Source organism: Tissierella carlieri, from assembly GCF_018917285.1.
GTDB classification, from domain to species: domain Bacteria; phylum Bacillota; class Clostridia; order Tissierellales; family Tissierellaceae; genus Tissierella; species Tissierella carlieri.
Genome location: NZ_JAHLOH010000056.1, coordinates 183,915 through 199,547 on the forward strand (window position 1 = coordinate 183,915; position 15,633 = coordinate 199,547).

At 28.5% G+C, this 15,633-nt stretch carries 15 protein-coding genes; all 15 read right to left on the bottom strand.

Features of this window, described 5'->3' with window-relative positions; genetic code table 11:
- Positions 1 to 85: 85 nt before the first annotated feature.
- The 15 genes from KQI38_RS21150 to KQI38_RS21220 all read right to left on the bottom strand — a co-directional run bounded on the left by KQI38_RS21150 (position 86) and on the right by KQI38_RS21220 (position 15,547).
- Positions 86 to 1,870 carry an ABC transporter permease gene (locus tag KQI38_RS21150; RefSeq protein WP_216563030.1) on the bottom strand — a complete coding sequence of 595 codons (1,785 nt, stop codon included), beginning with the start codon at positions 1,868 to 1,870 and terminating at the stop codon, positions 86 to 88.
- Between the two features lie 26 nt (positions 1,871 to 1,896).
- Positions 1,897 to 3,327: an ABC transporter substrate-binding protein gene (locus tag KQI38_RS21155; RefSeq protein ID WP_216563039.1), complete on the bottom strand. Its 1,431-nt coding sequence runs from the start codon at positions 3,325 to 3,327 to the stop codon at positions 1,897 to 1,899.
- 58 nt (positions 3,328 to 3,385) lie between these two features.
- Positions 3,386 to 4,510 carry an ABC transporter ATP-binding protein gene (locus tag KQI38_RS21160; RefSeq protein ID WP_154442986.1) on the bottom strand — a complete coding sequence of 375 codons (1,125 nt, stop codon included), beginning with the start codon at positions 4,508 to 4,510 and terminating at the stop codon, positions 3,386 to 3,388.
- 99 nt (positions 4,511 to 4,609) lie between these two features.
- Positions 4,610 to 5,779 carry a S8 family serine peptidase gene (locus KQI38_RS21165; RefSeq protein WP_154442985.1) on the bottom strand — a complete coding sequence of 390 codons (1,170 nt, stop codon included), beginning with the start codon at positions 5,777 to 5,779 and terminating at the stop codon, positions 4,610 to 4,612.
- Positions 5,780 to 5,803: 24 nt separating this feature from the next.
- Positions 5,804 to 6,064, bottom strand: coding sequence for a hypothetical protein (locus KQI38_RS21170; RefSeq protein WP_154442984.1), 261 nt, complete (start codon positions 6,062 to 6,064; stop codon positions 5,804 to 5,806).
- 16 nt (positions 6,065 to 6,080) lie between these two features.
- Positions 6,081 to 7,160: a TIGR04066 family peptide maturation system protein gene (locus KQI38_RS21175; RefSeq protein ID WP_216563041.1), complete on the bottom strand. Its 1,080-nt coding sequence runs from the start codon at positions 7,158 to 7,160 to the stop codon at positions 6,081 to 6,083.
- Positions 7,145 to 8,563 (bottom strand): Cys-rich peptide radical SAM maturase CcpM, encoded by a 1,419-nt coding sequence (gene ccpM, locus KQI38_RS21180; protein ID WP_216563042.1) that lies wholly within the window; start codon positions 8,561 to 8,563, stop codon positions 7,145 to 7,147. The genes KQI38_RS21175 and ccpM overlap by 16 nt, the downstream gene beginning before the upstream one ends.
- A 33-nt stretch (positions 8,564 to 8,596) precedes the next feature.
- Entirely contained in the window at positions 8,597 to 10,300 is a 1,704-nt protein-coding gene (locus KQI38_RS21185) for an ABC transporter ATP-binding protein (RefSeq protein WP_216563043.1), read from the bottom strand.
- Positions 10,301 to 10,373: 73 nt separating this feature from the next.
- Positions 10,374 to 10,556 (bottom strand): hypothetical protein, encoded by a 183-nt coding sequence (locus KQI38_RS21190; protein WP_154442658.1) that lies wholly within the window; start codon positions 10,554 to 10,556, stop codon positions 10,374 to 10,376.
- 737 nt (positions 10,557 to 11,293) lie between these two features.
- On the bottom strand, positions 11,294 to 12,577 hold the full coding sequence (locus KQI38_RS22700) for a sensor histidine kinase (protein WP_216563044.1): 1,284 nt from the start codon (positions 12,575 to 12,577) through the stop codon (positions 11,294 to 11,296).
- Between the two features lie 3 nt (positions 12,578 to 12,580).
- Complete coding sequence (locus KQI38_RS21200; protein ID WP_216563045.1) at positions 12,581 to 13,297, bottom strand: LytR/AlgR family response regulator transcription factor; 717 nt, start codon at positions 13,295 to 13,297, stop codon at positions 12,581 to 12,583.
- A 279-nt stretch (positions 13,298 to 13,576) separates the two neighbouring features.
- Complete coding sequence (locus KQI38_RS21205) at positions 13,577 to 14,143, bottom strand: accessory gene regulator ArgB-like protein (protein WP_216563046.1); 567 nt, start codon at positions 14,141 to 14,143, stop codon at positions 13,577 to 13,579.
- Positions 14,143 to 14,295, bottom strand: coding sequence for a cyclic lactone autoinducer peptide (locus KQI38_RS21210; protein ID WP_216563047.1), 153 nt, complete (start codon positions 14,293 to 14,295; stop codon positions 14,143 to 14,145). The genes KQI38_RS21205 and KQI38_RS21210 overlap by 1 nt, the downstream gene beginning before the upstream one ends.
- A 143-nt stretch (positions 14,296 to 14,438) precedes the next feature.
- A complete protein-coding gene (locus KQI38_RS21215; RefSeq protein ID WP_216563048.1) occupies positions 14,439 to 14,870 on the bottom strand; it encodes a hypothetical protein in 432 nt (143 codons plus the stop codon).
- Positions 14,867 to 15,547: a DUF6973 domain-containing protein gene (locus tag KQI38_RS21220; RefSeq protein WP_216563049.1), complete on the bottom strand. Its 681-nt coding sequence runs from the start codon at positions 15,545 to 15,547 to the stop codon at positions 14,867 to 14,869. The genes KQI38_RS21215 and KQI38_RS21220 overlap by 4 nt, the downstream gene beginning before the upstream one ends.
- Positions 15,548 to 15,633: the final 86 nt, after the last annotated feature.

Consider the following 15,633-nt stretch of genomic DNA (forward strand, 5'->3'; position numbering starts at 1 on the left):
ATTATTCTCAGCTTTTCGAAATAATCATGTATAAAACCTTGTATACGGTCCCATTTCTAAATCTTTTTCCTAATTATTTAATCAGTTAATCTAATACCTTGCCCTTGTGGATTTCATTTCCAGATACTATACCTATCAAAAATTTATTTCTAATTAATAAGAATATCAGAAATACAGGTATTAAATATAAACATGAAGTAGCAAAAAAAGCACCTAAATTCTCATTTACTATTTGGGATAAATATATTGACAATGGATTTAAATCTGGGTTTTTAAATAGGACTAACCCTTGCTCTATTATATTCCAATATTCTGTAAATATTAACACTATCAATATAACTATAGTTGGCTTTACATTTGGTAAGACTATATATTTAAATACTTGAAAACGGGATGCTCCATTATTTTGTGCTGCTTCAATACACTCCTTTGGAAAGCCCTTTAACTGTAACCGTATGATGAATACACCTATTGGGTTAAAAATAGCAGGAAGGATTATTGCCCAATGAGTATCAACAAGCCCTAGCCAATCTGCAACAAGATAATTAGGTACTAAAAGAACTTGAAGAGGCATTAGCATTATCAGTATATACATAAAGAATAATGCTTCTTTATACTTCCATTTGCTATATTCAAAGCCATATGCTGCCAATGGTGAAATAATACACTGCCCTATTAAAATAGGCACAACGATTCGTATGGAATTTAGGTATGCTTTCAAGTAATGAGGGTTGTTAAATACATCTAGGTAGCCACTGATAGTAGCGCTGTTTGGAAAAAATCCTATATTAACAAAGTGCATATTCCCTACTGTTAAATCCATTGTATTGTACTCTATAATCTCCTTAGTATATCTACTAACAATCTCTATTTCTCCCATAAATGAATTGGAGATTGTAAAGATTAAAGGAAGTAAAAAAAGCAATACCATTATGCTTGTAAAGCTATTAGTAAAATAACTAGATGTTTTGCTATATGTATTTTTATGATTTCCTTCAAAATTTAACATATTAAAAGTATCGGAATATCGTTTTTGCAATAGAAACATTAAGGATATAAACAATCCAATGATAATAAACAGCAGATAGGATGCTGTCGTTAATTTTTGTAGGTTTAATCTAAAAAAGTGATTGTTCATATAATGCTGTAATAGATATATATTTTCATCTGGATAATTGCCAAAGAGTAAGTAAATCTCTTTGAAAATCTTAAAGGAATTAACAACCAATAATAGTATTGAGATAAATATAATTGGTGTGAGATACACTAAGGTGATTCTATAAAATCTCTGAAATCTATTTATTCCTTCTATATCTGCTATTTCATAATATTCTTTAGGAATTTGGTTAAGTCCTACATACAATATTAAACTTGTAACTCCAACATTCTTCCAGATAAATATAATAACAGCAATAGCCATAACCCAGTTGCTATTGTACCAGTTAACCATAGGGATATTTAAGGAATAAAGAATTTTATTGGCAAATCCATTTACATCAAAAATACATTTCCAAAAATATATACTAGTGCCTGATGGAATAACAAAGGGTATTATTGATATTAAAAATATAAGTTTTTTACCTTTTTTTAATTTCCTTACTTGTAATGCAAAAAATAAAGCTAAAATAAAGCACAATGGAACAGCAATAGCTATAAAAATGCTTTGATTTGTTAAACCTCTTTGAAACATGGGATTTTTTAATGTGTCTGAGAAATTTTTTAAACCTATAAACTTTTTCTCTCCCATATTATTTAATAGGGCATAATAAAAAGACAATATAAAAGGGATACCATAAAAAAATAATATCCCACATAAACTAGGTAATATATATGGTAATAGACTATCTTTTTTCATATGTTTTATTTTCATATACTTTCCCTTTCATCTATATAATTCTATTCATTCAGATAAGTAAAGACCTTGTTTTGAATAATCTTTGCTGTCTCTTCAGCTGTTGCTAAATCATAATAGTAATAGTTATCTAGTTCTTCTCTCAACAAATGTGTTAATTCAAGATTTCCAACTAATACATTTCTCTCTTGATTCCATTCATGTATTTGATTTAAAGTATCTTCAAACATTTTTTCCTTCTCTTCCTCATTTTTAAATTTCCAATTGCCTTCAAGACCTCTTTCTTCATACCACTTAACCTCGGATTCAAAACTATGTCTGAAATATGTATAAAAGTTCTCAATATTTATTGGAATATTCCCTAGAAACATGAAGGAATATTTTTCTTCATCTTCTTCACTTTCAAATGCAGGTAATTCTTTAGCAGATGCACAATATTTTAAAAACTCCCATGCAAGTTCTTTATTTTTACTATTATTAGAAATAGCATATGTTGAGAGTAAATTGCTAAATGGTGCCTTTCCCTTGCTGCTTAAAAATGGTATAGGATTTATTGTGTTTTCAAATTCAACCATCATGTTTTTCATATCTATATTACTTGTTGTAAATTTAGAAAATATGAAATCCTCTATTAAAAAATCTTCATTCCTCACTCCTACACGAGTAAAATCCCACTCCATAGTTTCTGGATGATAAACTGTATTCAGCTTTTTTGTAAACTTTAAATGCTGTAAGAATTCATCACTATCAAAACTGGCATCTCCAGTTTCAATATCAAAAAAATCAACAGATTCATAGTCGAAAAATGAACTTTTTGTAACACCAGGCATAAGATAAAATTTATCTGGTGAAGGGTGAGTTTTTTTCACTTTTTCATATATATCAAGCATTTCAGTATAGTTTATATTTTTATAGTTTTCATAGTCTAGCCCTATGTTTTCTGCTAAAGGCTTACTAATATATACCATATCATAATTAAATGATAATGGCATGGCATATAATCCGTCCTCAAATTCCATAGCTTCAAAAATATTAGTGTAATAGTCAGATTTATCAAAGTCAGGATCATTGTTCATATAGTCATATATATTGACTAGTAGCCCACTTTGAGCTTTATGGTTGATATCTAAACCACTTAAATCTATTAAATCACTGGCTGTACCACTTAATAAGTCTATAGCAATTCGATACATATATGAAACCTTATTGTCGTCTGGTCTTTCTACTATAATCTCCACGTTAGGATGCATGTCCATAAATTCCTCTGCAAATATATCGATATATCCATCAAAAACAGTAGATACAGTTAGTTTCCCACTTAATTCTTTGTTATCTTCTGTTGTTGGTAGATTATTACCTTCTAATGCTGGAAGGATATTGTCTAAATTTTCATTATTTGAACATCCCGATAACATAATTGCCACCATAAAGATTACAATGATCTTCTCAATTATTTTATATTTCAATTTAGCCATGGCTCCCTTCTTTTTATATTTATTTAAATGCTAATTTCCCTTCATCCTTTTCTAAAAGCTAGATAATTCTTAATTCTGTTTCATAATCAAATAAGTATGTCTTTTGTTTATCTATATAAAAAGAGATATAATCACCAATCTTAATATCATTATTTATATTGGTGGTTTTAACACAGCAGTTATCGCCATGTATATCAAAGTATATATAGGTATCTAAGCCCACTCTCTCTACCATTGTAACATATGCTTTAAATGTATTAAAATCCCAATCAGCACTAACTTCTATGCTCTCTGGTCTAAGACCAATCTTTATTCTTTTGTTTATATAATTATTAATTTTTAGTACATCTTGTTGAGTTTTAGGTATCTTTATGTATTTTGCACTGTCTTCATTATCTTCCCCAATAGATACTTTCAGCTGTATCTCCTCTTCATTCACCACAACGATACCATCCAATATATTCATTGACGGACTTCCTATGAATCTTGCTACAAATATATTATTGGGGTTTTCATAAACCTCTTGAGGTGTTCCAATCTGCTGTATCTTACCATCTTCCATTATTACAATTCTTGTCCCCATAGTCATAGCTTCTATTTGATCATGGGTAACATAGATAAAAGTTGCATCTAATTTACTATGAAGTTTAGATATCTCTATTCGCATTTGAGTTCTTAAGTTGGAATCTAAATTAGAAAGAGGCTCGTCCATTAGAAAGATTTTAGGTTTTCTAACTATAGCTCTACCTAATGCCACTCTTTGTTTTTGACCTCCTGATAAAGTACTCGGTTTTTTATTAAGCAGTGACTCTATTTCCAGTATCTCAGAAACTTCTTTAACCTTATTGTGAATCTCTTCCCTTGATAATTTGTTTATTTTTAATGGAAAAGATATATTTTCATATACTGTCAAATGAGGAAAAAGGGCATAGCTTTGGAACACCATTGCTATATCCCGATCCTTTGCAGCCATATGATTCATAAAAGAATCATTTATATATAGTTCCCCATCTGTAATAGTCTCAAGTCCTGCTATCATTCTTAATACTGTCGTTTTACCGCAACCAGATGGTCCAACAAGGACAATAAATTCTCCCTCTTCTATTTTAAGGTTAAAATCTTTAACAGCATGAAAACCATTGTCATAAATTTTATTAATTTGTTTTAGTTTTAAGTTTGCCATATTAAACAACACCTGTAATTATTTTTAAAATTCTAATTTTAATTGATAATTCGAGTTTTGCCTTGTATCTAGATTTAAAATTATTAAAGTTTAATACATTTACCAATCAAACATTTTTATAATTTTACTAAATATTACTTTCACATCATAAGTCGCAGTATAATCTATAATCTTGGAATCATTTGACATAGACAATTGATGCGGTACTAAATACATATCAAACAACTTTTTTTCAATATACTTTTCAAATTCTTCTACAGTAATAACCACTAATAAGACATCTATTATATTGCTGTTAATAATCAACGATATCATTTCATCAGTTGAAATATTGTACTGATTTTCCCATTCTCTTGAAAATTCTATTTTACTAATGTCATTCTTATCATCTAACAATGCACATAAATATCCTTCTTCTCTGAATAATTCCTTTAAATCATGCTGTATAGAATCCTTTAACTTACGATTAACTACTATTCCTATTATAGGTATGTCATTCATCAATGTCTCACAGGACTTTGGAATTATTTCTTTCAGAAATTCATAGTACCCCCTGCAATCAATGTGTTTTGATCTTTTTATTAATTCTTTTCTTATTTCTATCATATCCATCCCTTGCATCAAATAATGACATACCCTTGAAGCTATATACGGTACAGCAAAGCTATTTGTCATTTTTATGTTTTGATTTTCTAAGTATTGCAAGGGATGGTCAACAGGCAAAGAGGTAGTAATGTCAATTCCATCAAATGCACTATTGAAAAAATAATATTCTCCATTTTTCAATGAATATTGACTATCATATCTAACACCTAAAACATTATCTAAGGAAGCAGGATAAGTTACTTTATTAGTGTTGCTACATGACGCAACTAATATAATCCCCTTCAGATTAATAGTATCAATGATATTTCTCAGTTCAGATATATCAATCATTGACAAAATGCCCAAACTCATTGAAATTAGATGTATATCATTTCCAACACACCATTGCAAGGCAATATTAACATTTCTAACATTAATACTATCTTTTTCATTTGGTGAAATATTAATATCATAAATATTGCAGTCTGGTGCATATTTCACGAAAACACTAGCACATAATGTTCCATGCGATTCAGAATTTACAATTTTATCATTTGATTCTATAACACTATCTTCTTTGACAATATAATGAAAAAACTTATGACCTCTTTTGTAAGATATGTCATTTTCATTTATACCATCATCTATGAATGCTACCTTTAACATTCTCATATTCATCACCATTATATAATATATCCTGTTTTTATGCTACACTACTTCTGCTAAGGATGTTACCTTTACTACAGCATCTATCAGATTTGCTACCGTATGATTTTTGTACTCTTCAACTAATTCATTCAAATCAATATTGTATTCCTTCTCTAGCTCAATAAAAATATAGGCCAATTCACGACTAGACATATAAAATGGATTCATAAATATATTTGTATTTATTTGTTCTACTTCTCTACTACAAATTTTCTCTACTATTTCAATTACCTTTTTTTCTATATTTTTCTTACTATGCATATTATCTCTCCTTAAATTATATTTGAACTTTATTTTGAGACAATTGCTCCAATATATGCTCATACGTTTTTTCAACATTATAATTTCCCAATACATTGAACAAATTATAATGTATATCCTTCTGATTTTGTTCTTCTATATAATTTTCAGATGCCTTATTATTAACTGTTAAATATGTCAAATCTCCATACTTCTCTTGTGGATAAATAAGCCTTGTATTTGAAATATTATAATACTCAACGATACTATCCAATTTATACTTACACATTTGTATATCATTTTCAAAAAATCCATCAGTATAGTTATTGTTGTACAAACTTCTAATTGCTATATCTGGTTTAACAGCATTTGTTATCATATATGCAAACTTTCCAAAATCCTCAGGATGTTCTTCACTTACGGGTAAAACACCTCCAGGAACACCTATAATCATTAAGTCTGGTTTTTCATTTATTATTTTACTATATACCATATGGTTCAAAGTGATAATTATATCATCTATCCTCCCCTCTTCAAAAATGAAAGATGGTAATGGATCAAATCCAAATAAATCTGAATATTCTTTTGTCCCTAATTGTGACACAGAATATCCTTTACTTTTAAAAAAGCTTCTTAAGGATAATTGTATATCAAATTTATTACAATTTAGACCATCCCCTAGTACCATAATAACCGGTACATTAATTTGAAAGATTTCCCTAGTTTTTACTTTTAAGTTTATATTTCTATGATTATAAGGAGTAACTTGATCTGCAAATTTATATTCAATATTAGCTAATTCCTTATATAAATCTCGTGATAATAATACTCTTTTTTCTGATTTAGTAATCTCCTCAATTATTTCAATGTACCTCTCTATAGAAAAGTAATCTTTCTCAAAAGGAACATACACAATCTCACTTTCATTTAGAGACTTCTCAAAATCATCTGATAAATTATAGATAATCTTATTATCATCTAATTCAAGATGCTCTTTGATATAAATATTAGGATTAGTGTCAGTCACTAGTTGGACTTCCTCATTTTTTATTAGATTAATATTCCTCATTATTGGAGCAGTTTCTTTTCCAAACGGATATATCATGATTCTTCCCATCTTAAAACTCCTTCCTCAAAATTGTATCCATTCTCCCTTAAAAAACAAATATCTAAGAAATTTTCAATTACAGAATCTTTCAATTGATCACATCTAGATAATCTCATTTCAGGAGAAGGCCTGTCCTCTAACTTATCTGCATGTGCAGCACACTGCCCACAGAAAATAAAGCACCAACATTTCATACATTCTTCTTTTGTACAACTCCCAACATTGATTATCTCTTTAACTTTTTTGATGTTTATACCAGTATTTAAATTCCCCATATTCATTATTTTTGACTTTTCACTTATTCTTTCACATGGAAACATATTTCCCTCTACATCGACAAATAATCTATGTTTCCCTGGAACACAAGGACCTCCTGGATGATTAATCTCTGATACTTTTCCTACTTTCTTCATCATCCTATATTTTTCAGTAGCTGGACCACTCCACCTTGTGAAAAGATCTGAAGTTTTATCAAAGTTAAGCTTACCTATTAACCAAAGTATACATTTAAATGTTTCAAACCTTTCAACAGCACGATACTCATCAGGATAATAAATCTCTTCGTTACTATAAGCTGAAGAAACTGCTGTACTCATTACTCTAATATCTCTTATTAAATCATTAGTAGAAAAAAAATCTTTTATACTTTTTATATCAGCATCTGGAGAAAGAACAGAATTAATTAAGATTTTTGGAAAGTAATCTGGATGCTGGCGCTTTATGTTTTCTAAGTTTTTCATTATCACATCAAATGTACCTTTTCCATTAATAAATCTACGATTAGTATCCTGACATTCCTTATGCCCATCCAAACTAATAACTAAGCTAAAATTATTCTCTACTAAATAATTTGCTATTTCAGATGAAAGTAATGTTCCGTTCGTTGTTATAGTATAACTAAATTTCTTATCGGGATAATTTGATTTTATATATGAGATGACCTTCTTTATTAGCTCAAATTCTAATAATGGTTCCCCGCCATAAAAACCTACAGTACATTCAAAAGAATCATATGAATGTTTTACCAAATAATCAATTGCTTTTTTAGCCATTTCAAAGTCCATAATTTTATTGGAATGAGTTCTATTTTGGTAATTCCCAGAATAGACACAATAATTGCAACGCAAATTACAATTTTGTGTTATCTGCAAATATATTCGTGATAACATACTTTCTAAGTAGTATTCAACATTATCTGTATCAGGATGTTTTATTTCTTTAATATTAGATTCATTGCAAAAACCAGATTTTTGAAATGATTGTAAAATTATCTCATCCTCATTCTGTCCTTTTCCTTCTTCAATTCTACTTAATGACTCAAATTCTGATTTTTCAATTTCTAAAATAGAATTCATATTTCCATCATATACATAGTACTTATATGGAGATTTTATTGTTTTGTACATATACATATTCTCTTCCTCCCTTTAAGTTTTATATGATATTTATGAAGTAGCCTCACAAAACTCTTCATATGTAACGATACCGTCAACTGTGCCATTAGATATCTTTATAATCTTGTTCATTTCTCTTAATGTTTCTCTATTATGAGTAACTATGATTAAAATATTATGATTTGTTTTCATTTTAATTATCTTGTCAAATGTTTTTTTTGATTCTTCATCATAATTAGAAGTTGGCTCATCTAATATTAGAATATTTCCTTTCTTTAAATATGCCCTCAAAAGAGAAAGCTTTTGTTTTTCGCCTCCTGATAACTTATTACCATTAGTTCCTATCTTGACATTGCTTTCACGTCTTAAGCTCTGCAAAAAGCTTTCTATATTAAATTCTTTTAGCAAATCAATTATTTCTTGTTCACTGTAGTTGTTTTGAGGGTCTATATTTTCATATATACTTCGATTAAATAGTTTTGTATGTTGTGCAACAACTCTTACATTATCACGATAAGAGTCTATATCTATGTCTTTAAGATTAATTTCATCAATTAAAATACTGCCACTGCTGGGAGATGTGAAGCCTAATAATAAGTTGATAATTGATGTTTTCCCACTCCCATTTTCTCCCCATATTGCTACTTTCTCCCCTTTATTAATTGTAAATGAAATATTTTTCAAAATTGTCTTATTATCAACAACAAGACTAACATTTTCTACTGATATCTTCGAAGGTCTGTTAGGACAAGAAACCTTTTTGGTATCTGCTAATGTTTCTTCATCTAAGTTCAAAAATTCCATATACCGTAAATACGCTGGTATTATTTCTGCCGTTCTATATTTAACAAGAGTAATTAAACTTATTGTACTAATTAATGTTGTTGAATAAGATAAAAACGCAAAGAGTCCACCTAATGTAATCTCTCCCTTAATAACAAGTAAGGCTCCATACAGATATATCATTATGTTTACAATCAAGCCTATCGCATTGCTAATCATATTATTTATTTTATCATTATATATCGTAGTTCTTCTTGAACTTATTTCCTCATTTTGAACATCAATAAATGCATTTTTTGAATGAGTATATAAATTCCATAGCTTTATTATTTCTATATTAGCAAGCGCATCTCCAAGCCACTCATTTGACTTTTCGATTTTTATCATTAATTCTTTAAACAAAGTAGTCTTGCGTTTGGTGAAATAATTAGTAATATATATCTTTATTGGAACAGCAATTAGAAGAATAATACTTAACTTCCAACTTATAATAGATAATCCAACTAATCCGCCAACAAAGTTAAACATCCTTCCAAGTATTAAAAAAGTACTTTGGTCGACTATAGTTGTAATGGTCGATATATCAAACTTAATATTTTCAATTACCTTATAATAATTCGTATTATCATAATATGCCATCTTAAGTCTTAGCATTTTATCGAAGCATTCTTTTAAAAGATTAAATGGCACCATCTGAGTAATATAAGTTGAGTTTACCATCTCTATATATTCAAAAAGTAAATTTACAATAACAAAAAGTAGCATTACCAGAGTAATAAACCCTACTGTTTTTATGTCATTTTTTATAATTCCATCATCTATTAAAATTTGTCTTATTAACGGGGTGAATATACTTATTAGGGAAGTAAAGATAATGGAAATAATTATTATGACAATTCTCTTTCTATAAGGAGAAAATAACCTTAAAATATCTATAATTATTTTTTTATTTGGTTGTCTATTATTTGTCATCTTTTTTTACCTCTTCATATTGCATGTTTTAGTGTCCAACATCTGCAAATGCAGATGTTGGACAACCTTCTTATTACCATCTTGGAAAGTCTGTTCTTTGATAATATCTTTCAATAAACTCAACTTCTGCCATACCCTGCGGAGTATCATTTGGAGGTGTACACCCAGCTATACACTGAGTTTTACATTCCTCACAAGCAGCTTTGTAATAAGATGTAAATCTTTTATCGTCATTTCTCTTGCCTAACTTTTTCATACTTGTCCCTCCTTCCTTTTTATGACTTCATTAATATGTAGACTTTATCTACATATTAGCAAAACCCATTTGCTAATTTTTGAACGTTCAAAGTGCTAGCTTTATATTAATTAGAAATCGTCATTTCTAATACTAGCCTATCTTATTTCAATTTCAAAATTAACACTTTACAACACTAAATTTATTTAATAAGCTTGTACACGTTATATATACAAGGGCAACTATCTTGTATTAATTATAACAATTTTATTTTTCTGTGCGAGAGATTGTCATGAACTATATATTTTAATGTCACAAACTAAGATTTTCACAATAACTTTATACCTGTTCTCTCTTCTCTACTATTTCTAAGTAATCCTATATCCATATTAAATCCTTCTTTTCTTTAAAAATAGACCTCTAGATATCTTCACTTCATGATAACTAAAGGTCTATTTTGCGTATTATACAATTGTTGTAGGTTTAATTAACTTGTTTAATTATAATATCTGTAATATAAAACTATTATCTTGATTGTTAGCTTATTCTAATATTCATTTATGTCATAATTTAAACAGCTAAAGCAATTGTTGAGTGTTTTGAATTTATTATCCTCCTGAACGACTATGAATATATCTAGTAGCATATTATAAAATAATGAGTTTATTCTTGAAGACAAACATCCCTAATTATATATAAAGCATTATTACTATACAATATAGCTATTATTAACTCAAAAACTAACTTAATGTTTGTTCTCATTCAACAAACATTAATAGTGCTGTATGGAATTTGTTGCTATCATATTTAAATTCTATAACTCCATTGTATTTTTCTAAAACTGTTTTTACACTTTCTAATCCTAAACCATGATTGTTCTTATCTCTATGTGAAGTAATTATTTTACCTTTTTCTTTTATGATTGTTCCATCAAATGAATTATCTATCTTTAAAATTAATCGACCTTTTGTATATTTAATTTTGATATCTATATATCTATTTTTTTCTAACTTTTTTACTGCATTTAAGGCATTATCTAATAAGTTTCCTAGAATGATAGTTATATCAAATGAAGGAATTTTCAGTTCTTTAGGAATATTTAAATCTATATTTACAGCAATTTTCTCCTTTTCTGCTTCTTGTAATTTAAAGTTAATTATGCTGTCTATAACGGTATTTCCTGTAGATGCCAAACCTTCTTTATTATTAAACACTTCTATCACCCCCGATAAATACTCCAATAACTCTTCTTTTTTATCCTCTTCTACCAATACATATAAGGAGGTCATATGATTTTTCAAATCATGCTTTATTGTTTTTATAGATTTCAAAGATTCTCTCATTAGTTCAAGCTGCTTTTCATAATACTTATTTTGCTGCTGCATAAGTATCTTATCTTTCTCCTCTGATAATATCCTTGAAATTTCGTCATACAAGTAAAATGTTGCAAAATTAATCAATAATACAAATGCTATAGACATAAATATCGTTACAGATGCAAGTCCACGTACCATAAATGTTGTAATCAGTAAATATAATGTTCCTATTGGTATAATAAGTATGCATAACCAGTAGGTATTAGGGACAATATCTCCTTGACGAATATTTTTGTAGCTTCCTATAATCAGTACAATAAAATATGATACTATTCTTATAATAATAATTCCTAAAATTGATTCATAATCATTTCTTATTAGTAGATCTAATTTGAAATATCCTGTATATAAAACAATTATCATCTCAATGCACATTAAAGTGAGGTATATTAAAAGAGCTGTCAAAATCCTCTTTTTAAAACTACTCTTATAATTCAATGTTAGCATTAAGAAAAGTCCCAGATTTGAAATCAAGAGTATAATAGGGATCTTAACAAAAATATGTAACATAGTAATAGCTATAAAATATGTGATATAAGACCCTATTTCTATTACCTTTTTATTTGCATTTTCCTTTGCATAAAATATCCTCATAAACTTATATATTGTATAAGTCATAAAGATATTGCTAAAAATATAAATGGAATTATATATATCAATGCTCACCACTTATTCCTCCTGCTCTATACTCAACTGTATATCTTTAATTTCTTTTCTTTTCGCTTGACTTATGGGTAATATAATCTGATTTGACATAATAACTTCCTCATATCTAAAAATAGATATATGATTATAATTAACTATGTAGGATCTATGAATTTTAATAAATTGATATTTTCTAACTATCTCAAATATATTCTGCATTACCCCATAAAAAATATCTTCACCTTTTACAGTAACAATTCTTGTTTCTCTGCCAAGGCTCTCAAAATATATGATATCCTTTATTGGTACTTTATGTGATTCATTTCCTTTTTTATATGCAAATATCCCCCCTAGTTTGTCTGCTCTAGTCATAGCTAGCCTTAGATCTTCTATCACTTTATTTGGATCAATAGGTTTTGGAATAAAGTGCAAGGGCTGTACATCAAACAGCTGACGATCATAACCATCTTTACCTGAGATATAAACAATGTCCGTTTTATGATTCTGCATCGTATTTCTTATCTTCTTTCCAACTTCAAGTCCATTCATACATTCCATTTCGATATCTAAATATATTAGGTCAAAGGTATGACTCGATTCCATATATTTGTACAATTCTTCCCCTGAAGAAAATACTATAATATCTATCTCTAAACTGGTTCTTTCCGAATAATCCAATAATATATTCTCAATTTGTGAACCTATTATCTGTTCATCATCACAAATCGCTATTCTAAACATAATTCATACCCCCTTAGCAACATGATAACTTACAGTAACTATATCACATTTATGCATTCTTTGGATAAATTATAAAGAATTAAATATATAAATATTAGGCAAAAAGACCACTATCCTAACAGGTAGAGGTCTTTCATTATCTGTAATCCTACATAAAGTAAACTAGAGAACTATTAAATACTTATAATCCTTTCAATTTGGAATTACTAACACTTTACTAATCCATAATATGCAGATCAAGAATATATATTGGATAGTTTCAAAATTAACTATTGATATTTATTCCTTGATATCTTTAATTTTTCCAAGTACAAGCATAACAGAAATCAGACATATACCCATAATTATACATATCGAAATTTGTTTCTCACCTGTAAACCAAAAGAGTAAAGCAAATCCAATTAAAACGCCTAAAATAATATTTGTCCGTTTTTTAAAAATCCTCTTTTCCTCTTGATCTAAGGGCTTGTTTGCATCCTCTACTGGTGCTATTAGCAATATGATTATACATGATACTGTTGTAATAATAAAGCAGATAAAACCATTCCAAGGAATCAGCTTTATCAACCAAAGTACTGCTGTTATCATCACAACAGAAAATAAGTAACAACTGAACGGAGTACTTGCATGATATCCTCCTGCATAAACCCTAAGAATACTGTAAGCAACCATAAAGATTACACTTTGCCAAATCATATTAAAGAAAAAACCAATTATTATTATGGTTATCATATTTAAAAGCAACAATAAGCCTTGTTTAAAACCATAGGAATAAATATCTTTTTCCTCTACACTAATGATTTGCATACTTATTAATTTGTCCGTAAGTATTTCTGATAAATCCATTAAAACTTACGAAGCTTCTTAGCTCCTTCTGGCAATTCAGGTTGGTGAGCAATAAGCATACAAGTTGTATTAACGTTTAGTGATGTTACCATTAAAGCTAAGCTCGCCAATGTCATACTGAATTTTAATCCCAAACTCCTTAAGTTTCTCAAAGCTAGTCCCCCTTTCTTTTACTAATAAATTATCTGTTTACTCTTATTAAACAGTTTAATATTATCTTATAATTTGTAATGAACCAATAGTAATTTAAGTCATTTATAACTATACATGCTAACATATAACCTATTCAATTGTTCTAGATGTCTAATGATCTATTTTTATATAATTTTGGAAAGTTATCAATTATAGATTTAATGACTTCATCGTTTCCGCGGTATACAACAATACTGTTTTGGATCAATATACTATGGTTAGAATCATCTATATCATTTATCTTAGATTTTGCTTTTTTTGATGTTTTATAGTGTAACAAAAAAATTTCATCACTATCTGATAAATTTGCAACATATATATCATCAGCAGACGGTAAATCTTCACTCCTTGATTTAGGAAAATTTTTTATAGTAACATCATAACCATAGGAGATGAATATAGCTTCTAATTGATTTCTATCATTCTCCCAATTTTCATTATTTTTATTATTGATATAATGAAATGATATTATTATGCTTAATAGTACTATTAAGCATAATAATATGGATAAAATAATTTTAAGCTGTTTCTTCATCTTACAAGTATCATCATTTCTCTGTTATCAATCTTTTCCATGACTTTATCACTTAAAGTATCTGTTGATACCCAAAACTCATACCATCTGGCACATTCTCTTCCTTTTGCGTTGTTATGCAAATCCATTTCAGTATGTTCAAAAGCTGTAAAGCCATTCCATGAACCCGCAGCTCTTAATTCCGCATCTGTAAAGTCCTCATGCGCATCAGCCCACATTTTTGCCTTACTTGCACTCGCAAAGTTTCTTGTCATAATAGCATTCCACATTGCATGTCGATAAGCATTTCCTTCATCGCCATCTCTCCATCTTGGGTAATAGTCGTTTGTATATTCGTCAGCTTCTTTTGCACATGATCTAACAGTAAGAGCTTGTCCAGGGTACATACCAATTAAAAATAGTTCAGTATCTGTTAATGTATCAAGTTCATCTAATATATTCCCAATAGATTCACTTATACCATATGTTGAAATTGAATCCCTAGAATCATATATTTCTTGGAATTTCAAGATTTCATCGTAAGATACATATTTTAAAACTGAGTCAGCAACATTATCTCCATACTCTTCTCTAATTGAGTCAATAATACTCAAATTTGATGTTTGACCAGATGCAAAAGCAGTATTTGGGATTATTGTGGAAATAAACATCATAAAAGCTAATGCAAGTAATCCCATTCTCTTTTTAGTTAATTTCATGAAATCTCCCACCTTTCATTTTTTTAATTTTAAATACATTGGAAGAAACTATTCATTTCTTAAAT

Bases quoted from the DNA above. Each gene is read 5' to 3' on its own strand.
- KQI38_RS21150 (WP_216563030.1), bottom strand. From the start codon at position 1,870: ATGAAAATAAAACATATGAAAAAAGATAGTCTATTACCATATATATTA.
- KQI38_RS21155 (WP_216563039.1), bottom strand. From the start codon at position 3,327: ATGGCTAAATTGAAATATAAAATAATTGAGAAGATCATTGTAATCTTT.
- KQI38_RS21160 (WP_154442986.1), bottom strand. From the start codon at position 4,510: ATGGCAAACTTAAAACTAAAACAAATTAATAAAATTTATGACAATGGT.
- KQI38_RS21165 (WP_154442985.1), bottom strand. From the start codon at position 5,779: ATGGTGATGAATATGAGAATGTTAAAGGTAGCATTCATAGATGATGGT.
- KQI38_RS21170 (WP_154442984.1), bottom strand. From the start codon at position 6,064: ATGCATAGTAAGAAAAATATAGAAAAAAAGGTAATTGAAATAGTAGAG.
- KQI38_RS21175 (WP_216563041.1), bottom strand. From the start codon at position 7,160: ATGGGAAGAATCATGATATATCCGTTTGGAAAAGAAACTGCTCCAATA.
- ccpM (WP_216563042.1), bottom strand. From the start codon at position 8,563: ATGTATATGTACAAAACAATAAAATCTCCATATAAGTACTATGTATAT.
- KQI38_RS21185 (WP_216563043.1), bottom strand. From the start codon at position 10,300: ATGACAAATAATAGACAACCAAATAAAAAAATAATTATAGATATTTTA.
- KQI38_RS21190 (WP_154442658.1), bottom strand. From the start codon at position 10,556: ATGAAAAAGTTAGGCAAGAGAAATGACGATAAAAGATTTACATCTTAT.
- KQI38_RS21200 (WP_216563045.1), bottom strand. From the start codon at position 13,297: ATGTTTAGAATAGCGATTTGTGATGATGAACAGATAATAGGTTCACAA.
- KQI38_RS21205 (WP_216563046.1), bottom strand. From the start codon at position 14,143: ATGGATTTATCAGAAATACTTACGGACAAATTAATAAGTATGCAAATC.
- KQI38_RS21215 (WP_216563048.1), bottom strand. From the start codon at position 14,870: ATGAAGAAACAGCTTAAAATTATTTTATCCATATTATTATGCTTAATA.
- KQI38_RS21220 (WP_216563049.1), bottom strand. From the start codon at position 15,547: ATGGGATTACTTGCATTAGCTTTTATGATGTTTATTTCCACAATAATC.